This window comes from Pseudomonas cerasi (genome assembly GCF_027983475.1).
Lineage (GTDB): Bacteria > Pseudomonadota > Gammaproteobacteria > Pseudomonadales > Pseudomonadaceae > Aquipseudomonas > Aquipseudomonas cerasi.
On record NZ_JAQJVM010000001.1, the window covers coordinates 303,712 to 321,515 of the forward strand.

At 57.3% G+C, this 17,804-nt stretch carries 21 protein-coding genes; 15 read left to right on the plus strand and 6 right to left on the minus strand.

Features of this window, described 5'->3' with window-relative positions; all coding sequences use genetic code 11:
- The first annotated feature begins 1 nt into the window (after position 1).
- The gene (locus PI739_RS01380) at positions 2-1,000 is read left to right on the plus strand and encodes a fimbrial protein (protein ID WP_003433570.1); all 999 of its coding nucleotides are present in this window, start codon (positions 2-4) and stop codon (positions 998-1,000) included.
- Between the two features lie 93 nt (positions 1,001-1,093).
- Positions 1,094-1,318: a hypothetical protein gene (locus PI739_RS01385; protein ID WP_003365273.1), complete on the plus strand. Its 225-nt coding sequence runs from the start codon at positions 1,094-1,096 to the stop codon at positions 1,316-1,318.
- A gap of 17 nt (positions 1,319-1,335) precedes the next feature.
- Here the strand turns inward: PI739_RS01385 and PI739_RS01390 are convergent, their stop codons facing one another.
- The 3 genes from PI739_RS01390 to PI739_RS01400 form a co-directional block, all read right to left on the minus strand.
- Positions 1,336-2,091: a YkgJ family cysteine cluster protein gene (locus PI739_RS01390; RefSeq protein WP_054080693.1), complete on the minus strand. Its 756-nt coding sequence runs from the start codon at positions 2,089-2,091 to the stop codon at positions 1,336-1,338.
- Positions 2,092-2,208: 117 nt separating this feature from the next.
- On the minus strand, positions 2,209-2,670 hold the full coding sequence (locus PI739_RS01395; protein WP_003365271.1) for a GNAT family N-acetyltransferase: 462 nt from the start codon (positions 2,668-2,670) through the stop codon (positions 2,209-2,211).
- 65 nt (positions 2,671-2,735) lie between these two features.
- Positions 2,736-3,632 carry a chemotaxis protein gene (locus tag PI739_RS01400; RefSeq protein WP_003365270.1) on the minus strand — a complete coding sequence of 299 codons (897 nt, stop codon included), beginning with the start codon at positions 3,630-3,632 and terminating at the stop codon, positions 2,736-2,738.
- Between the two features lie 610 nt (positions 3,633-4,242).
- Here PI739_RS01400 and PI739_RS01405 point away from each other — a divergent pair.
- The 10 genes from PI739_RS01405 (at position 4,243) to PI739_RS01450 (ending at position 13,029) form a co-directional block, all read left to right on the plus strand.
- Positions 4,243-4,752 (plus strand): disulfide bond formation protein B, encoded by a 510-nt coding sequence (locus PI739_RS01405; protein ID WP_003365269.1) that lies wholly within the window; start codon positions 4,243-4,245, stop codon positions 4,750-4,752.
- Positions 4,753-5,004: 252 nt separating this feature from the next.
- Entirely contained in the window at positions 5,005-5,205 is a 201-nt protein-coding gene (locus tag PI739_RS01410) for a hypothetical protein (RefSeq protein ID WP_003314077.1), read from the plus strand.
- Between the two features lie 10 nt (positions 5,206-5,215).
- Positions 5,216-6,157 carry a ubiquinol oxidase subunit II gene (cyoA, locus tag PI739_RS01415; RefSeq protein WP_003433560.1) on the plus strand — a complete coding sequence of 314 codons (942 nt, stop codon included), beginning with the start codon at positions 5,216-5,218 and terminating at the stop codon, positions 6,155-6,157.
- Positions 6,158-6,160: 3 nt separating this feature from the next.
- A complete protein-coding gene (gene cyoB, locus PI739_RS01420) occupies positions 6,161-8,173 on the plus strand; it encodes a cytochrome o ubiquinol oxidase subunit I (protein ID WP_003433558.1) in 2,013 nt (670 codons plus the stop codon).
- Positions 8,174-8,176: 3 nt separating this feature from the next.
- Positions 8,177-8,809, plus strand: coding sequence for a cytochrome o ubiquinol oxidase subunit III (locus PI739_RS01425; RefSeq protein ID WP_042930342.1), 633 nt, complete (start codon positions 8,177-8,179; stop codon positions 8,807-8,809).
- A complete protein-coding gene (gene cyoD, locus PI739_RS01430; RefSeq protein ID WP_003409003.1) occupies positions 8,809-9,141 on the plus strand; it encodes a cytochrome o ubiquinol oxidase subunit IV in 333 nt (110 codons plus the stop codon). The genes PI739_RS01425 and cyoD overlap by 1 nt, the downstream gene beginning before the upstream one ends.
- A 10-nt stretch (positions 9,142-9,151) precedes the next feature.
- Positions 9,152-10,039: a heme o synthase gene (cyoE, locus tag PI739_RS01435; RefSeq protein WP_003314082.1), complete on the plus strand. Its 888-nt coding sequence runs from the start codon at positions 9,152-9,154 to the stop codon at positions 10,037-10,039.
- A gap of 255 nt (positions 10,040-10,294) precedes the next feature.
- Positions 10,295-11,179 carry a glycosyltransferase family 2 protein gene (locus PI739_RS01440; protein ID WP_003365256.1) on the plus strand — a complete coding sequence of 295 codons (885 nt, stop codon included), beginning with the start codon at positions 10,295-10,297 and terminating at the stop codon, positions 11,177-11,179.
- A gap of 37 nt (positions 11,180-11,216) precedes the next feature.
- A complete protein-coding gene (locus PI739_RS01445) occupies positions 11,217-11,858 on the plus strand; it encodes a CatB-related O-acetyltransferase (protein WP_003433549.1) in 642 nt (213 codons plus the stop codon).
- Between the two features lie 151 nt (positions 11,859-12,009).
- Complete coding sequence (locus PI739_RS01450) at positions 12,010-13,029, plus strand: branched-chain amino acid aminotransferase (RefSeq protein WP_003433547.1); 1,020 nt, start codon at positions 12,010-12,012, stop codon at positions 13,027-13,029.
- A 56-nt stretch (positions 13,030-13,085) separates the two neighbouring features.
- On the opposite strand, the gene PI739_RS01455 is transcribed toward PI739_RS01450, so the two are convergent.
- Positions 13,086-14,084, minus strand: a complete 999-nt coding sequence (locus PI739_RS01455) for a hypothetical protein (protein WP_054080695.1) — start codon at positions 14,082-14,084, stop codon at positions 13,086-13,088.
- Between the two features lie 117 nt (positions 14,085-14,201).
- Entirely contained in the window at positions 14,202-14,990 is a 789-nt protein-coding gene (locus tag PI739_RS01460; RefSeq protein WP_003433545.1) for a transporter substrate-binding domain-containing protein, read from the minus strand.
- 145 nt (positions 14,991-15,135) lie between these two features.
- On the opposite strand from PI739_RS01460, the gene PI739_RS01465 reads away from it, so the two are divergent.
- The 3 genes from PI739_RS01465 to sodC all read left to right on the plus strand — a co-directional run bounded on the left by PI739_RS01465 (position 15,136) and on the right by sodC (position 17,280).
- Positions 15,136-15,444, plus strand: coding sequence for an ArsR/SmtB family transcription factor (locus PI739_RS01465; RefSeq protein ID WP_017277782.1), 309 nt, complete (start codon positions 15,136-15,138; stop codon positions 15,442-15,444).
- A 63-nt stretch (positions 15,445-15,507) separates the two neighbouring features.
- The gene (locus PI739_RS01470; RefSeq protein ID WP_003365244.1) at positions 15,508-16,518 is read left to right on the plus strand and encodes a zinc-dependent alcohol dehydrogenase family protein; all 1,011 of its coding nucleotides are present in this window, start codon (positions 15,508-15,510) and stop codon (positions 16,516-16,518) included.
- Positions 16,519-16,761: 243 nt separating this feature from the next.
- On the plus strand, positions 16,762-17,280 hold the full coding sequence (gene sodC / locus PI739_RS01475; protein ID WP_072365573.1) for a superoxide dismutase family protein: 519 nt from the start codon (positions 16,762-16,764) through the stop codon (positions 17,278-17,280).
- A gap of 109 nt (positions 17,281-17,389) precedes the next feature.
- On the opposite strand, the gene PI739_RS01480 is transcribed toward sodC, so the two are convergent.
- On the minus strand, positions 17,390-17,599 hold the full coding sequence (locus tag PI739_RS01480; RefSeq protein ID WP_003433541.1) for a hypervirulence associated TUDOR domain-containing protein: 210 nt from the start codon (positions 17,597-17,599) through the stop codon (positions 17,390-17,392).
- Between the last annotated feature and the right edge of the window lie 205 nt (positions 17,600-17,804).

Consider the following 17,804-nt stretch of genomic DNA (forward strand, 5'->3'; position numbering starts at 1 on the left):
TATGAAATATCTCTCTGCCGGAGGCTGGCTGCGATCCCTTGCCGTGGTGCTGTTACTGCATCCGGCTTCCACTTTCGCGCTGATCTGTACCACTCAAGGGACGGGCGAAACCGAAATTCACGATGATCTGAGCAGTTCGGTGGCAATCCCGGAGTCGAGTCCTGACGGGGAAGTGGTATGGCGTTCCGAACCTCTGACTGTTCAGGTCGAATGCGCGAGAGAGGGCTGGCAGTCCGGCGCGGAGGAGATTTTTATCTACCTGAATCCGGACAATCGTTCGATCGGTCAGGGGATTCGCGCCGGGATGACGCTGCAGGGCATCGATCACCTGCAAGGCGGTGGAAGGATCAGTACCGGGAGCTACCTGCCGATGTGTCGTGAGGGTGAGAGCACGCTCGACAACTGCCCTAAGGTGCGCTTCAGCCTGGCGTTTTCGGTGTTCATCCAGAAGTTCGGCGCTACACCGTCCTCCGGCGTGGCCAGTGACCTGCTCGATTACCGGTTTTTTCAGCTGGGCGGCGCGACAGACCCGAGTCGGCTGTCAGGGCGCAGCCTCAGTTATGTGATCAATAACCTGCGGGGGCTGAGGTTCGTGGCCTGCGATGCCGATCTCCAAGTGCTCCCGGAAACCGTGGAATTTGGCGATGTTGCGATACACCAAGTGGCCATTGGCAAAGTGACTGCCACCCAGACATTCTCCCTGCTGACCAGTCGCAGCTGCGATTCGCCCTTCAGCATCGACGCGCGTTTCAGGCCGGTGACAGGCACTCTGTCTGGCGAGCTGCTGATCCCTGTCGGAAATGATTCGTTGGGGATCCGGATGACCAGCGCAGTCAATGGTCAGCCGTTACGCTACAACGAACCCTTCCATCTGGCGGAATTGCTGGGCGAAACCAACACTGCCAGGGCGGACTTCAATGCCGAACTGCTATGGAACACCAGCACGCCACGGCCCGGACCGTTCAATGCCGAAGTGATGGTCGATCTGTTCTACAAATGACGGCGACAGGAGGCTCGGGCGGTTGTGCGGCGATTGATGTATGCTGCGCGGCCGCGGGCATTTGCCCGGCCAATTCGACTTTCTGGTGACACCATGACCACTCCTGAACAACCCCCTGTTCAAGACGCCGCCGCCGACTCCGCCGCAGACACTGAAAAGAAGGCTGTCATTGCGCCTTTCAGCTTTCCGTTCAAGCCTTCGGAGTTTGCCCAGGCCAAAAAGGAGCCGGCGTGGCATCAGAAAACCAACAAGCACGGCCACCACAAGACCCCGGGCGCAGCGCCGGCCGGCACCCGCAGGTCGATGGGCAAGCGCTGATTGCCTGATTGATCCTGTCAGGCAGCCTGCAACGGGATGAACAGGTAGGAAACCGGCTGCCGGTCAGTCACTTCGGCACCTTCCTGTTGCAGGGTGTCCAGGACGTGCTGGCCGGCCACGTGAAACTCCCACTTCGAGCCCTGGGCTCGCTCATCCTGCGCAGGATTTGCGACTTCTTCGATGGCAGCGGCAAACGCGCCCATGTCCGGCAGGTAGGCGACGAAACCGTTGCCCTTGAGGGCGGTGGTACGGATGCCGAGCTTCTGGCAAATCAGCTGTTTGGTCTCTATCTCATCCCGGTCGGCCTGACGCGACCGTTCGATCAGGTCTATCAGTTGTGTATCGACCAGCCTGTCGTTGACGATCAGGTCGGGACCCTGCTCCCAGGACTCTGGCGGGCAACCTTTGCTGTCCGGGCGTAACGGAATGTGCGGGTTGATCTCCATCGGATAGATTCGGCACACCAGCGGCCGGCGCTCGTAGATGCGGCACAGGTTCTTCTCGTCAAGATTCCGGCAGCGCCCCACGTTGTAGGCCGCGAAGGTGATCGCCACAAAGGCTGTCGTGCTGCCACTGCTCACCTCGGTCGAGCGACGGCTGGCATGGGTCAGCTGGGTCTCGGAGACCCCGTAGCCATTGCTCAAAAATGCCTCGGTCAGAACGATGACGTTGCCGCCATCTGCTGCCCACTGCTTGGCTTCGCCGAGCGTTAGCGGTACGTGATGGTCGGTGCAACAGCCGCCACAACCCACGCAGGAAAACTTGGTGTCCATTATCTCGATGATCCGTCGAAGAGGTATGTGGTGGGCGACAACAATTGGTCACTCACCTGCTTGATACCTCTCCGGAAGCAAGTTGTGCGCCAGTCGCCGGGCGGGTCAACAGCGCGTTCAGGCTGCAGGGATGTCGAAACGCTTGAGATAGGCCATTGCGGATTTCTCATAAAGACGCCGCGCCGCCAGGTTGTTTTCCATGACGTGAAGGTCGACAGATGCTTCGTTGCGCGTACGCAGATGGACGAACAGGTGATTGAGCAGGGCGTGGCCGATCCCGCTGTGTCGCACACCAGGGTGCACGACCAAGTCCCTGATGAATGCGCTGGTCCAGCACACGATCACACCGACTACCGTTGCATCACGCATGGCCAGAAAGCACAGCGACGGGTCGCATTCCGGATCGTGTTCGAAGGCGGCCAGCCAGTCCGGATAATCCGGAACGCAGCCTGCCGCGCTGCCGTAACCCAGGGTCAGCAGGCGGTGAACCTCTGGGGCTCGCTCAATGGTGAAGGGGTGTGGCTGGATGCCATGCGGCCAGGCTGCGAATGATACTGGCGCTGCAAGATCCCGACGCATCAGCCAGTAATGCGCGGCGGATGCGTCGGTCAGGTTCGGACGTTGTGTCGCTGTGCGCTCAGGGATCAGAGCCCTTGGGCGACCACCGTACGTGCGGCCTCGATCAGGCATTTGGTCAACTCGGGTGACGAGAACTTGGTCAACACGGCATTGGCCCCGGCGACCTGGGACTTCTCGCTGTTCATCGCGCTATCGAGCGAGGTGTGCAGCAGAATGTACAAGTCACTGAAGTCCGGCGTATCCCGGAGTGTGCGCGTGAGGGCGTAGCCGTCCATTTCCGACATCTCGATATCGGAAACCACCACGTTGATCTGCCGTGCAGTGCCCTGCAGGTCGAGCAGAACATCGATAGCTTCTTTGGCACTGCGCGCCGTGTGGCATTCGATGCCGAGATTACGCAAGGTAATGATCGACTGCTGCAGGGCAACCTGGCTGTCATCGACGACCAGAATCCGCGCCTTGCTCAGCAGTTCCGCATCCTCTTTGGCCAGCTCCGTCGATTGCACGACGATCTGCGCAGGGGCGATGCCGTGGATCACCTTTTCGATGTCCAGCACCTGCACCAGCACGCCGTCGACCTGAGTGACCCCGGTGATGAACGACTTGCTGCTCGACCCATAGGGCGGCGGACGGATATCGGTGGTCAGGCAATGCACAATCTTGCTGACGGCCTGAACGTGCAGGCCCTGCTTCGAGCGACTGACATCCGTGACGATCAGGCAGCCACCGTCGGGATCGGCCAGCGGACGCTCGCCGATCGCACGACTCAGATCGATAACCGACAGTGACGAGCCACGTAACGTCGCGATGCCTTTGACGTGCGGGTGCGATTCGGGAAGATGGGTCAGGGGAGGGCAGGGGATAATCTCGCTGACCTTGAGCAGGTTGATCGCCATCAGCTTGCCGCTGCGCAACGTGAAGAGGAGCAGCGAAAGTGAATCTGCTCGGACGTTCTTGGACATATGAACCTTCTGGCTGTAGGTGTTTCGTCGCCTGGTAGCGGCAAACAACTTTCTATGACAGGTTATCGACCTCAGACGGGCTGGCTTGAGGATTTTTAACCGACAGCCGAGCACGCCGTTCGCTTGCCATTGGAAGTCGTTGCACTACACCGCGGCGGGCCCGACAAACTGACTGCCCACGTCCCGATAGTGGCAGTCTGGCTTCGGTTGCGTCAAACCGGAGGAGGGCGGCAGATTGTCGCTCTCTGCATTCCGACAACCTGCGTCGAGGTTCGCACGCAGTAGTGCTTTGCCAGAAAGGCACCCTGCGACAAAATACCGCAGCTATATATAGAAGAAGAGCTGCGACAAACTGACGCACCCTTCTATATATAGAAGGGCATTGCTTCCGGCTCCCGCAAAAACGTCCTGTCGGTCGTGGATCTGCTGACGCGCAGACCATCCGGCTGGCAAATGCGTCCGTATGGCTGGCCAATGCTTGAGTTGCCGGATCAGACAGATGATCATCGCGCACGCCTCGGCTCAGCCAGGCCGTCCACCCCCGTTCAGGTTGCTGACGCACGCTGCATGGCGTTGACCAACCCTTTCATCAGTTCAGTAAGGTATGTGAATGAGCGACAACACGTTGTACCTGAGACGCGAAAAGCGCTTTCTGGTTTTGCTGGGGATTATCTGCCTGGCCCTGATCGGCGGCGCCCTGTACATGCAGATCGTCCTGGGCGAAGCGCCTTGCCCGTTGTGCATCCTGCAGCGTTACGCGCTGTTGTTCATCGCCATTTTTGCGTTCATCGGCGCGGCCATGCCCGGGCGTCGCAGCGTCACGGCGTTTGAAACCCTGGTTACCCTCAGCGCCCTTGGCGGCATTGCCGCGGCCGGCCGGCATGTCTGGATCCTCGCCCATCCGTCCGACAGCTGCGGTATCGACGTGCTGCAGCCGATTGTCGATGGCCTGCCATTGGCTACACTGTTCCCTACAGGGTTTCAGGTCAGCGGTTTCTGCACGACGCCATATCCGCCGGTTCTCGGATTGTCACTCGCGCAATGGGCGCTGACGGCGTTTGTCCTGACCGCAGTTCTGGTACCGGCGTGCATCATTCGCAATCGCCGCAAACCTTACTAACTACAGGGGCTTTCGCAAAAAATGCCCCGTGAATACGGGGCTTTTTTCGAGTGAAATGAGGCGTTTGCAAGACGATTGTTACGCATATAGAGAATAACTGTTACAAAATTAGGCATAGTCATTAAAAATTTACGTATCTACAATCCCCGTCACTTGTCGTTCAGCTTGGCCGAACGATCAGCATTTTGAGGCTTGGAGCGTCCCCTGTGCACTCTGAACAGGCAGCGCAACGCTTGCCTCTGAGGGCGTATAATGGCCGCGTCGAAAGCGTCTGCCCGAAGTTTTGGGCAGTTCCAGCAACTCAAAAAACAAGAATCCATAGCTAAACCCGGACTTGTCGATACGCCGCTGTGCGTACTGGCGGCCCTTGTTCAATTCAAAAAAATTAGCCGGCACTGGCAGGGCGAAGTGTTGGCGGTCGAAACCCAACTGCACCGCGCAAGCTGCTTTTAGAGGTCGTGAAATGAGTAAAAAAAGGTACCCCAGGTTTTTTGGCTTCTTGGCCCTTTTCTGTATGCTTTTGCTCAGTGGATGCGATGGCGTACCTCTGCTCGATCCAAAAGGGCAGGTGGGTATCGAGCAGCGGAACCTGATCGTAATCGCAACGTTGCTGATGCTGATTGTCGTGATCCCGGTCATCCTGATGACCCTGATCTTCGCCTGGAAGTATCGCGCGTCGAACAAGGCCGCCAAGTACACGCCGGACTGGTCTCACTCCACCAAGATCGAAATCGCAGTCTGGGGCGTACCCATGCTGTTGCTGGTCTTCCTGGGGTACATCACTTACGTTTCGACTCACTCGCTGGACCCTTACCGTCCGCTTGATTCGGACGTCAAGCCGGTCACCATCCAGGCGATCTCGGTTGACTGGAAATGGGTATTCGTCTATCCGGACTACGGCATCGCCACGGTCAACAAGATCGTGTTCCCTGCCAAGACTCCGATCAACTTCCAGGTGACCTCCGACAGTGTGATGAACTCGTTCTTCATCCCGGGTCTGGGTGGTCAGATCTACGCGATGGCGGGCATGCACACCAAGCTGCATCTCATTGCCAACGAGAATCACGAATTCAACGGTATTTCGGCCAACTACAGTGGCGCAGGCTTTACCGGCATGAAGTTCAAGGCCATCGCTACCAGCCAGGCTGATTTCGACAGCTGGGTCAGCGAAGTCAAGAGCTCACCTAAAAAGCTTGGCACGGCCGAATACGCCGAGTTGATCAAGCCGAGCGAACGCAACCCTGTCGAACTCTTTTCCTCGGTCACCCCGAACCTGTTCCAGATCGTCATCGACAAGTATGAAGGTATGAATCCAGGCAAGAAGGTTGTTGCTGGTGAGAAGGAAGTGGCCGGTGACGCTGGTGCGGAAAAAGGCAAAAATTCAGCTGCTGGGGCAGAGGAGTAAACGATGTTTGGCAAATTAAGTCTGGAAGCGGTGCCGTTCCACGAGCCCATAGTCATGGTGACACTTGCCATGATCGCGCTCGGCGGCATTGCGGTTGTCGGGTTGATCACCTATTTCCGCAAGTGGACGTACTTGTGGTCTGAATGGCTGACCTCTGTCGACCACAAGAAAATCGGCGTGATGTACATCGTCGTTGCCATGGTCATGCTGCTGCGCGGTTTTGCCGACGCCATCATGATGCGTACCCAACTGGCGATGGCCCAGAACGGTTCCGAAGGGTTCCTTCCGCCTGAACACTATGACCAGATCTTCACCGCTCACGGTGTGATCATGATCATCTTCATGGCGATGCCGTTCTTTACGGGTCTGATGAACATCGTTCTGCCTCTGCAGATCGGCGCTCGCGACGTGGCGTTCCCGTTCCTGAACTCCCTGAGCTTCTGGCTGCTGGTCGCAGGTATGCTGCTGATCAACATCTCCCTGGGTGTCGGTGAGTTCGCCAAGACCGGCTGGGTCGCGTATCCGCCTCTCTCCGGGTTGCAATACAGTCCTGGCGTAGGGGTTGACTACTACATCTGGGCGCTACAGTTATCCGGGTTAGGTACGACGCTGACGGGGGTCAACTTCCTCGTGACCGTTCTGAAGATGCGTACCCCTGGCATGAAACTGATGGACATGCCGATCTTCACCTGGACCTGCACCTGGGCAAACATCCTGATCGTGGCTTCGTTCCCGATCCTGACCGCTACCCTGGCGTTCCTGACCCTTGACCGTTACCTGGACTTCCACATTTTCACGAACGAAATGGGCGGTAACCCCATGATGTACGTGAACCTGTTCTGGGCGTGGGGTCACCCTGAGGTGTACATCCTGATCCTGCCGGCCTTCGGCGTGTTCTCGGAAGTCATCTCGACGTTCTCCGGCAAGCGTCTGTTCGGCCACAAGTCGATGATCTTCGCCTCCGGTGCGATCTGTATCCTGGGCTTCATGGTCTGGCTGCACCACTTCTTCACCATGGGTGCGGGTGCCAACGTCAACGCCTTCTTCGGTCTGGCGACGATGCTGATCGCGATCCCGACGGGTGTGAAGCTGTTCAACTGGCTGTTCACGATGTATCAGGGCCGTCTGCGCTTCACTCCGCCGGTACTCTGGACCCTGGGTTTCATGGTCACCTTCTCGATCGGCGGCATGACCGGCGTTCTGCTGGCGATCCCGGGTGCTGACTTCGTGCTGCACAACAGCCTGTTCGTGATCGCTCACTTCCACAACGTCATCATCGGCGGTGCGGTATTCGGTTACATCGCCGGCTTCGCGTTCTGGTTCCCTAAAGCGTTCGGTTTCACCCTGAACGAGAAGTGGGGCAAGGCTGCGTTCTGGTTCTGGATCGTCGGCTTCTTCGTCGCATTCATGCCGCTGTACGCGCTGGGCTTCCTGGGCATGACCCGTCGTCTGAACGCTACCGACATGCCAGAGTGGAACATCTACCTGGACGTCGCGCTGTTCGGTGCCGTGCTGATCGCGATGGGTATCGCTTCGCAGCTGATCCAGCTGTTCGTGAGTATCCGTGACCGCGACAACAACCGCGATCTGACCGGTGACCCATGGAATGGCCATACCCTGGAATGGTCCACATCTTCGCCTCCACCGTTCTACAACTTTGCCGAGCTGCCAAAAGCTGACGACATTGACGCGTTCACCGACGCAAAACGTGCCGGCACCGCTTACAAGGTTCCTGCCCGCTACTCGGCGATCCACATGCCTAACAACACGCCGACCGGCCTGTACATGGGTATGTTGCTGACGGTCTTCGGCTTTGCATTCATCTGGCACATCTGGTGGCTGGTAGGCGCAAGCCTGGTTGCGACCATTGCAGTCTTCGTTGCTCACGCTGTCCGTGACGACCAGGGCTACATGGTGCCTGCTGAAGATGTAGCGCGTATTGAAGGTGAGCATCACAAGGTCCTGGCGGCCAACGGTGCATACACTCCTGTCAAGTCCTCGCTGGAACAGGTTTAAACAATGTCAAATATTGCAATCAACTCCGGAGCCCACGATCACGGTCACGACCATGATCATGGGCATGACGATCACCACGACAGCGGTGGCATGACGGTCTACGGCTTCTGGCTGTACCTGATGACCGACTGCGTGTTGTTCGCCTCGTTCTTCGCGGTATACGCCGTGATGGTCAACAGTGTCGCGGGCGGCCCATCGGGCCAGGACATCTTCCTGCTGCCATTCGTGGCTGTGGAAACCGCGTTCCTGTTGGTCAGTAGTATCACTTACGGCTTCGCCATGCTGGCACTGTACAAGGGCAATAAAAGCCAGGTACTGGGCTGGCTGGCACTGACCTTCCTGTGCGGTGCTGCCTTCATCGGCATGGAAATCTATGAGTTCCATCACCTGATCGAAGAGGGCTACGGTCCGAGCCGCAGTGGCTTCCTGTCAGCGTTCTTCGCCCTGGTAGGCCTGCACGGTGCTCACGTGACCAGCGGTCTTATCTGGATGGCGATCATGATGTTCCAGGTCCAGAAAAGGGGCCTGACCAACACCAACAAGACGCGCCTGAGCTGCCTGAGCCTGTTCTGGCACTTCCTGGACGTTGTCTGGATCGGCGTGTTCACCGTTGTCTATCTGATGGGAGCTTTGTAATGTCAAATTCGCATCACTCCGCTGAAGACAATAGTCACGGCTCAGTGAAGTCGTACGTCATCGGTTTCGTACTGTCGATCATCCTGACCGCCATTCCGTTTGCCCTGGTGATGTCACCTTCACTGCCGAAGGACATGACGATCGCAATCGTTCTGGTCTTCGCGATCATCCAGATCCTGGTGCACCTGCATTACTTCCTGCATCTGGACTTCACGAGCGTGCAGCGTAACAACGTGATGGCCTTCGCCTTTACCACGATGGTTATCGTCCTGCTGGTCGGCTTGTCGCTGTGGATCATTTTCAGCGTCCACCGCGAAATGATGGCGCATTGAGGAATACCAGATGTCACTGAAGCACTTTATCCAAATCACCAAGCCGGGGATCATTTTCGGTAACGTGCTTTCGGTGGCAGGTGGCTTTTTTCTGGCTTCCAAGGGAAATATCGATTTCGGCGTGTTCCTCGCTGCGGTCATCGGTACTTCCCTGGTCGTTGCGTCCGGTTGTGTGTTCAATAACTGCATCGATCGCGATATCGATCAGCGAATGGAAAGAACCCGTAACCGGGTTCTGGTGCAGGGCCTGGTTTCACTGAAACTGGCGCTGCTCTACGCAACCCTGCTCGGTATTGCAGGCGTTGGCCTGCTGTACACCGAGGCCAATCCGTTGGCCGCGCTGTTTGCAGTGATCGGGTTCGTGATTTACGTCGGCCTTTACAGCCTGTACCTGAAACGCAGATCCGTTCACGGCACGCTGGTGGGCAGTCTCTCGGGGGCCATGCCGCCGGTGATTGGCTACTGCGCAGTGAGCAACAGCTTCGACTTTGCGGCCCTGACGCTACTGGTGATGTTCAGCCTGTGGCAGATGCCGCATTCGTATGCGATCGCCATCTTCCGCTTCAATGATTACCGTGCTGCGAAGATCCCGGTTCTGCCGGTCAAGCGCGGCATTCTGGTTACCAAGCGCCACATCATGCTCTACATCCTGGCGTTCCTCGTAGCGACCCTGATGCTGACCGTCGGTGGCTATGCGGGTCTCAATTACCTGGCTGTCGCAGCGGGTATGGGCATGTACTGGTTGTACATGGCCTGGAAGGGTTATAAGGCCGTTGACGATACTGTCTGGGCTCGCAAGTTGTTCGTGTTTTCGATCTTCACCATTACTGCGTTGAGCGTGATGATGTCGGTCGACTTTCAGGTGACAAAAGAATTGCTGGTGACTTACGCCTTCTGATTCCTCCTGATACGCGTTATGAAAACCCCGTTCTGCGAAGAACGGGGTTTTTTTTCGAGTGTCGAACTACACTGGATGAAACACAGGGCGTGTCGGCAGTATTGAAGTGCCTGTAAAAGCCTGTTTGCAGGGCGTTTTTGACCTTTCATGGAAAATCAGGAGCGCTTGCCGCATGATGTGCCGTTTTCAAGCGACCTGTTACAGATATCCGGTTTCCGAGCCCGCCAGGGCTGATCATGATTATGGCTGCTACCCATGATGTCTTCAGAAAGTCAGAACCCCACGTCCAGCCCCTTGGTTTCCATCGTTGCCCCTTGCTACAACGCCGAGCGATTTCTTGAGGCTGCGATTCAGAGCATCTTTGCTCAGGACTACGAAAATTTCGAGGTCATCGTTGTTGATGATGGCTCGACCGACAACAGCATTGCGATGCTCGAGTCCCTGCAGCAACGCTATCCTTTCCAGCTTTACCGTCAGGCCAATCAGGGTGTCAGTGCTGCCCTTAACCACGGTCTGCGGTATGCCAAAGGCGTTTACCTCTCCACGCCGGACCTGGATGACATCATGCTTCCCTCATCGGTGCGGATCCGTGCCGAGTATCTGGACAATCACCCCGCAGTAGGCTGTGTCGGCGCATTGATCAGCTACATGGATGGTGACGGCAATGAAATCAAACGTCAGTCGCGCGATTACATCGAGAGGCTGACGTTCGATGACATATTGCGCGGCGCAGTGGTCGTCGGCGCGCCGGTCGCTCTGTACCGCATGAAGGCCATCAAGGATGCGAACGGCTATGACCCGCAGATAAAGGTTCAGGATTTTCAGGCGACATTGAAAATAGCCCATCTGGGCTATGAAATTCATGTGCTCCCCGAGATCGTTACGCGCTACCGACGTCACTCGAACAACCTTTCACGCAAGTACAAGGTGTTGCTAGAGGCTGACTTGAAAAGCATCGAGCCTTATCGGGACCATCGCGAATACCAGAGCGGTCGCACTCAGGCCATCAACAAGGCCTTGAAATATGCCGCGATCGCGGACAAGCGATATGCCTGGAGTCTGCTGTTGTCCATTCCGTGGAGGCAGATCAACAGAACGACCTTGCGGCGCTGCAAGCGTTTGTTGTTGAGCTATCGGTAGGCGCTGCCTGCTGGTCAAAACATATGTGATTGAAGATATGAAAATCATCGAGCTGTTAAAAAATAGAAAAATACGCAAGCAGTTGCGCAAGATGGACAAGCTGGACAGGCACGCCGAAAAAATCAGATTGAAATACCCGCGTGCGGTAGTCGGCGTGGGGACTTACGGCATCCCGGAGATTGTCGACTTCGGAGACGACGCTGTGCTCAGGGTAGGTGCTTACACCTCCATTGCCGAAGGCGTGAAAATTCTACTGGGCGGTGAGCATCGCACGGACTGGATTACGACATACCCGTTCCCGGCGATGGTTGGGCAAGTCGCGGATATTCAGGATTACGCGCCGAGCAAGGGCGATGTGGTGATCGGCAGCGACTGCTGGATTTGCGCTAACGCAACGATTGTGTCGGGTGTCACCATCGGCGATGGAGCCATTGTCGCGGCAGGTGCGATGGTCGTTCGGGACGTGGCGCCCTATTCGGTGGTGGGAGGCAACCCCTGCAAATTTATCCGTTGGCGATTCGATGAGGACATTCGCCGGTTGCTGCTGCAGACGGCCTGGTGGAACTGGCCTGTCGAAGAGGTCAAGTTCGTTGCGCGAACGTTGTGCAGTTCGGATATGGACACGTTTATCGACTATATCCGCCAGCGCCAGGTATCGCCTCCGCTCCCGGTCGGGTGACCGCCGGGCTCATGAGGCTTCTGTCTGCAAGCCTGCTTCAGAAATGCCATGTCGGTTTGCATTTATTTCGAGCCTCATGGCCCGAATGATCTGGCAGAATAAGGCATTGGCCTGACTCGACCAGGCAGTCGCTAAAATGATAGAGGGCGTTATGAGTCAAGAAAGCATCAACTGGGACACTCTGGGTTTTGATTACATCAAGACTGACAAGCGCTACCTTTCTCATTGGCGCGACGGTGCCTGGGATCAGGGCTCACTGACCGAGGACAACACGCTGCATATCAGCGAAGGGTCGACCGCGCTGCATTATGGTCAGCAGTGCTTCGAAGGCCTCAAGGCCTACCGCTGCAAGGATGGCTCGATCAATCTGTTCCGTCCCGATCAGAATGCCCAGCGCATGCAGCGCAGCTGCTCCCGTCTGTTGATGCCCCACGTCCCGACCGATGTATTCATCGACGCCTGCAAACAGGTGGTCAAGGCCAACGAACGCTTCATCCCGCCTTACGGTTCCGGCGGCGCGTTGTACCTGCGCCCGTTCGTCATCGGTGTGGGTGACAACATCGGCGTGCGTACGGCGCCTGAGTTCATCTTCTCGATCTTCTGCATTCCGGTGGGCGCCTATTTCAAGGGCGGCCTGAAGCCGAACAATTTCGTCATCTCCGGCTACGACCGTGCTGCGCCCAACGGCACAGGTGCGGCCAAGGTCGGCGGTAACTACGCTGCCAGCCTGATGCCCGGTTCCGAAGCCAAGAAGCACAGCTTTGCAGATTGCATCTATCTCGATCCACAGACCCACTCCAAGATCGAGGAAGTAGGTTCAGCCAACTTCTTCGCCATCACCAAGGACGATGTGTTCCTGACGCCCAAGTCGCCATCAGTATTGCCGGGTATCACCCGACTTTCGTTGATCGAACTGGCGAAATCCCGTTTGGGCCTGACGGTCGAAGAGGGCGATGTGTTCATCGACCAGATCGGCGAGTTCAAGGAAGCAGGCGCATGCGGTACGGCTGCGGTCATTACTCCGATCGGCGGGATTTCCTACAAGGACAACCTGCACGTGTTCTACAGCCAGACCGAAGTCGGCCCTGTCACTCAGCGTCTGTACAAGGAGCTGACCGGCGTTCAGTCCGGTGACATCGAGGCGCCAGCCGGCTGGATCGTCAAGGTCTGATGAGCTGACCCGGATCGTTCCAGCGTCGAACGCTGGAACGACTACCGACCACACGTTCAGGCTTCAGGTGTTTTTCCTTGCTCAACCGGTTCTTTAGCCGGCCCCAGCACAATCGCCAAATGTCGCAAGTCGTCGACCTCCAGGCCATAGCTTTTGCCCGAAGGGCTCTGAGTGACCGTTCCCAGCGCATACACCGTGAAAAACTTCACGTCATCCGCGTGGCTCAGCAGCTCACTGATGTAACGGCTGGAGCGATAGGCCTGCATCTGCGCGGGCGACACATAGAGCGTCACCAGTTTGCCGTCAAGACGGTCGAAGAACCTGAACTTGAAGCCCAGCCCGTACCGCTGCTCGATCAGGCCGCCGCCGAACAGCACCCGGCCGTTATCGCCTGATTGCGCGTATTTGATATGGCGAAAATATGAGCGCAGCGACACTTCGCCCTGGCCCGGAATCTTCAGCTTCAACAGCTTGAAGTCTTCCAGTGACAGCTCGGCCTTGGCCTGCCGATAGCTGTCCACCAGCCGCTCCAGATTGTTGGTGCGCGTTTCGCTGTAGCGAGCAATCGGTGCCTTGGCAGGTTCTGTGACTGGAAGCGTTGCAGCAGGGCGCTGAGCGCCAGCATCGGGCTTTTCCGGGCCGGACGTTTCCTTGGTCGGCACCTTGATGACCGGGTCGAAGATATCGATGTAATCGTCCAGCTTGCGTTTGGCCTTGCGCAGGCGTGTCTGTACATCGGTTTCTTCGACCGGCTCGTTCGGTTCTTCCTCTGCTTCTGCGCGCTCATCCACCCATTCGCAGCCCGGGTGATGGTCGTAATGCGGGTTGGCGCGAAAGTGCGCGGCGACGAAGGTCGGGTTGTCCTGTGGTTTCACGTCATAGCGAACCCCGGTGACCTTCGCGCCCATTGCCCTGCACGCCTCGGTTGAGCAGAGAAACTCGAAGCGTGCGCGTGGCGGTTCCTGAGAGAAGTATTCGCGTCGCGCCGCGGCGATCGACAGCTCCTGCTGCAGTTCCACACAGTACGCACGGGTGATGGGTTTGCTGGGCTTCATGCTCGTTTGGCTGCCTTCCAGTGAGAGTTGCCGTAACACGCTATTTCACCCGGACACGCCTTGCAACCATTGCACAGCAGGACGTCGAAGGCAGTGCCCGGCAAAACCACTTCACACTCACTCGGCGGGCACTGCCAGCCATTCTCCCAGCGCCTGCTGATACTCGCCGGTGGCCTTGCTCAGGTGCAGCCACTGATCCACGTAGCCTTTCCAGGTGACATCGTCACGTGGCAACAGGTAGGCCTTTTCGCCGTATTGCATGTAGCGGGTCGGATTGACCGCGCACAGGCCGGGCATGCGTTTCTGCTGGTAGAGCGCTTCGGAAGCATCGGTGATCATCACGTCAGCTTTCTTGTCCAGCAGCTCCTGGAAGATGGTCTTGTTGTCGTGAAATGCCAGGGACGCCTTTGGCAGATGAGCGCGAGCGAAGGCTTCATTGGTGCCACCGGCGGGTTCGATCAAACGCACAGAGGGCTGGTTGATCTGCTCGACCGTCTGATACAGCGCCTGATCGGCGCAGCGTACCAGCGGGATTTTGCCATCGACGTCCAGTGTGTTGCTGAAAAACGCTTTTTTCTGGCGTTCCAGACTCACAGAGATGCCACCCATACCGATGTCGCATTTACCGGCCACCATGTCCGGCATCAGGTTTTTCCAGGTCGTGGGCACCCACTGCACCTTCACCCCCAGGCTCTTGGCCAGTGAACGGGCCATGGTGATATCGATGCCTTCGTACTCACCGTCTTCGCGCAGCAGGGTGTAGGGCTTGTAGTCGCCAGTGGTGCAGACAGCCAACTGGCCAGCTTGCAGCACCTTGTCCAGATGCGAGGTGTAGTCCTGAGCCTGAGCCATGCCTGTGATGCCCAGCAGCAGGGCGGTCAGTGCGCTGTATTTAAGATTCATCATGAGTCTGGATGCTCTCAGCGGTGCAGTCGGTTTTATTGGAGCCGACAGATTGCTTCATTTGTCAGGCCGCTGTGAAGCTGTAATCAAAACATGCCGTTGGCCGGGGGAGGGAAATCAGGGGTTGAACATTTCGTAAAAAAGCGTAATGTTATGCCCAATGATTCTTGAGCAAATCAAAGCGGTCGGCAATGACACTCGCATGTTGATCATGGAGTGGCTGAAAAACCCGCAAGCCCATTTCCCTCCCCAGGACCACGGTGATCCGGCGATAGGCGTGTGCGTGTCGCACATTCAGGCCAAGGCCAACCTGTCGGCTTCTACCGCGTCTGCGCATCTGGCCATCCTGCAACGTGCCGGGCTGGTTCAGGCAACGAGGATCGGCAAGTGGACTTATTTTCGCCGTGACGAGCAGGCCATAGACCGGTTTGCCGACAGGCTCAAGAAAGAACTCTAGGCTTTGAGCGTTATTTATACATTTCGTCATTTTGCGTAATGTTGAATTGATAGGAGATTGACCATGAGCAATACAACCATCTACGTGCAGGCTGGCGGCGGCTACGATCAGGTCAGCGTGGGCGAAAGCGAAGTACTGGCACCGAAAGCCGGTGAGATCACTGTGCGTCTGCATGCCAACTCGCTCAACTATCACGACTTCGCGGTCGTTACCGGCATGTGGGCACCGACGGAAAAACGCATTCCCATGGCCGATGGTGCAGGTGTAGTCACTGCAGTGGGCGAGGGCGTCAGCGAGTTCGCGGTTGGCGACTCAGTGGTCAGCACGTTCTTCCCGGAATGGATCAGCGGCGAGCCGCTGGTCGAAGGTTTTGTCACGGTGCCGGGTGATGGCGTCGACGGTTATGCCCGCGAGCAGGTGACTGCCCGTGCCACCTCGTTCACCCTTGCGCCAAAGGGCTACAGCCATGCTGAAGCGTCCACGCTGACCACCGCCGGTCTGACCGCATGGCGTGCGCTGATGGTCGATGACGCGCTGAAAGCCGGCGATACCGTTCTGGTGCAGGGCACTGGTGGTGTATCGATTTTCGCGTTGCAGTTTGCCAAGATGGTCGGTGCGACCGTTATCGCCACGTCGTCGAGTGATGAAAAGCTGGAGCGTCTGCAAGCCATGGGCGCCGATCACCTGATCAACTACCGCAAGGACAGCAATTGGGGCGAAACGGCGCGCAAGCTGACCGGCGGCCGTGGCGTGGATCACATCATCGACGTAGGCGGCCCCTCGACACTGCAGCACTCCATGAACGCGGCCCGGGTCGCTGGCCATATCTCGGTCATCGGTATTCTGAGCGGTGTTGCCGGCCAACTGGAGTTCGTCCCGGCGCTGGTCAAACAGCTGCGCATGCAGGGCGTTCTGGTCGGCAGTCGCACCCAGCAACAGGACATGATCCGGGCCATCGATGCCAATGGCATGCGTCCAGTCATGGACCGTTCCTTCCCGATGACCGACATCGTCGAAGCGTTCCGTTACCAGGAAACCAATCAGCATTTCGGCAAGATCTGCCTGGATATCTGATCCGCAACACTGTGCTGTTAACTGAGCACAGGTGAACAGCGCTGGCCTGCCGACCCTGGTGTCGGCAGGCCAGTTGTGATGTTTTGCATTACTTTCCCAAGTACTCCCCGCTCATTTCCTCGCATCAAGTTCGCCGGTCTGTGGTCACACCTCTGTGGCATGAAAGACGTTCGTGCTGTGCAGCATCAGTGCTGTCTGGCGCCACGTTCAATTCGATTATCAGATCAGGGACGCATTGAAATTATGAAACCTCATCTTTTGCTAGGTCTGCTTGGCGTTTTCTCCTTTGGTGTTCAGGCTGCATCGCTGGACGTTCCGATCAATCTGGTCAGCGCTGATGGCGCCCCCAAACCTGTCGGCAGCGTTACGGTGAGCGAAACGCAATACGGCTTGCTGTTCACTCCGAATCTGAAAGAGCTGCCTGCGGGCATCCACGGTTTTCATGTGCATGAAAACGGCAGTTGCGAAGCGGGCACCAAGGACGGCAAGAAGGTCGCAGCCCTCGCGGCTGGCGGTCACTTCGACCCGGCCAAGACCGGCAAGCATCTGGGTCCTTACGCCGGTGGCCATCTAGGCGATCTGCCTGCGCTGTACGTGGCTGCTGACGGCACTGCGACTTACCCGGTGCTTGCCCCACGCCTGAAGAAACTCTCGGAAGTCAAAGGCCACGCGCTGATGGTTCACGCCGGCGGCGACAACCATTCCGACCACCCCGCACCTCTGGGCGGTGGCGGTGATCGTGCTGCCTGTGGCGTGATCTGACGGATCGTGCCTGCATCCGTTTCGGGTGCAGGCGCGCCAATCGGTAAAGCTTTCTCGCGTAAGTGAGACGTGCGCTACACCGTTCTCTCCACAACGCGGCGTGGAGCATTCACGCGTGCTTGAGCGCATCCCCATGATGCATCGCCGAATGGCCGGTCTTGTCGCTCTTCACTTCGTACTGCGGATCGTCCTTTGAAGCAGGCCGATGTTTGCCCATGAACTCAACGTCCTTCACATGTACTTTAGTGACTTTGCCATGTACCTGGCCCGCCTCGGAGTTCCAGTGTACGGCGTCGCCAACTTTGAATGCGGTGGTCATTCAGACTTCCTCAAGTGGGGAGCGAATGATCTGCAGCATTCGCTCGGTATTGTTCGGAGTGTCCGGCGCGGGAAGAATTCACTACGGTTGATCGTGTGCCTGGCCTTTATCTTGCTCATGCTCATGTACCTGCGGTCCGTTATCAAGGAGTTGATTACATGAGGAAGTGGCTTACAGGCTCACAGATTGACAATGATCAAACCCG

Excerpts from the sequence above, each read along its gene's own strand:
- PI739_RS01380 (WP_003433570.1), top strand. The coding sequence starts at position 2 with ATGAAATATCTCTCTGCCGGAGGCTGGCTGCGATCCCTTGCCGTGGTG.
- PI739_RS01385 (WP_003365273.1), top strand. The coding sequence starts at position 1,094 with ATGACCACTCCTGAACAACCCCCTGTTCAAGACGCCGCCGCCGACTCC.
- PI739_RS01390 (WP_054080693.1), bottom strand. The coding sequence starts at position 2,091 with ATGGACACCAAGTTTTCCTGCGTGGGTTGTGGCGGCTGTTGCACCGAC.
- PI739_RS01395 (WP_003365271.1), bottom strand. The coding sequence starts at position 2,670 with ATGCGTCGGGATCTTGCAGCGCCAGTATCATTCGCAGCCTGGCCGCAT.
- PI739_RS01400 (WP_003365270.1), bottom strand. The coding sequence starts at position 3,632 with ATGTCCAAGAACGTCCGAGCAGATTCACTTTCGCTGCTCCTCTTCACG.
- PI739_RS01405 (WP_003365269.1), top strand. The coding sequence starts at position 4,243 with ATGAGCGACAACACGTTGTACCTGAGACGCGAAAAGCGCTTTCTGGTT.
- PI739_RS01410 (WP_003314077.1), top strand. The coding sequence starts at position 5,005 with ATGGCCGCGTCGAAAGCGTCTGCCCGAAGTTTTGGGCAGTTCCAGCAA.
- cyoA (WP_003433560.1), top strand. The coding sequence starts at position 5,216 with ATGAGTAAAAAAAGGTACCCCAGGTTTTTTGGCTTCTTGGCCCTTTTC.
- cyoB (WP_003433558.1), top strand. The coding sequence starts at position 6,161 with ATGTTTGGCAAATTAAGTCTGGAAGCGGTGCCGTTCCACGAGCCCATA.
- PI739_RS01425 (WP_042930342.1), top strand. The coding sequence starts at position 8,177 with ATGTCAAATATTGCAATCAACTCCGGAGCCCACGATCACGGTCACGAC.
- cyoD (WP_003409003.1), top strand. The coding sequence starts at position 8,809 with ATGTCAAATTCGCATCACTCCGCTGAAGACAATAGTCACGGCTCAGTG.
- cyoE (WP_003314082.1), top strand. The coding sequence starts at position 9,152 with ATGTCACTGAAGCACTTTATCCAAATCACCAAGCCGGGGATCATTTTC.
- PI739_RS01440 (WP_003365256.1), top strand. The coding sequence starts at position 10,295 with ATGATGTCTTCAGAAAGTCAGAACCCCACGTCCAGCCCCTTGGTTTCC.
- PI739_RS01445 (WP_003433549.1), top strand. The coding sequence starts at position 11,217 with ATGAAAATCATCGAGCTGTTAAAAAATAGAAAAATACGCAAGCAGTTG.
- PI739_RS01450 (WP_003433547.1), top strand. The coding sequence starts at position 12,010 with ATGAGTCAAGAAAGCATCAACTGGGACACTCTGGGTTTTGATTACATC.
- PI739_RS01455 (WP_054080695.1), bottom strand. The coding sequence starts at position 14,084 with ATGAAGCCCAGCAAACCCATCACCCGTGCGTACTGTGTGGAACTGCAG.
- PI739_RS01460 (WP_003433545.1), bottom strand. The coding sequence starts at position 14,990 with ATGATGAATCTTAAATACAGCGCACTGACCGCCCTGCTGCTGGGCATC.
- PI739_RS01465 (WP_017277782.1), top strand. The coding sequence starts at position 15,136 with ATGTTATGCCCAATGATTCTTGAGCAAATCAAAGCGGTCGGCAATGAC.
- PI739_RS01470 (WP_003365244.1), top strand. The coding sequence starts at position 15,508 with ATGAGCAATACAACCATCTACGTGCAGGCTGGCGGCGGCTACGATCAG.
- sodC (WP_072365573.1), top strand. The coding sequence starts at position 16,762 with ATGAAACCTCATCTTTTGCTAGGTCTGCTTGGCGTTTTCTCCTTTGGT.
- PI739_RS01480 (WP_003433541.1), bottom strand. The coding sequence starts at position 17,599 with ATGACCACCGCATTCAAAGTTGGCGACGCCGTACACTGGAACTCCGAG.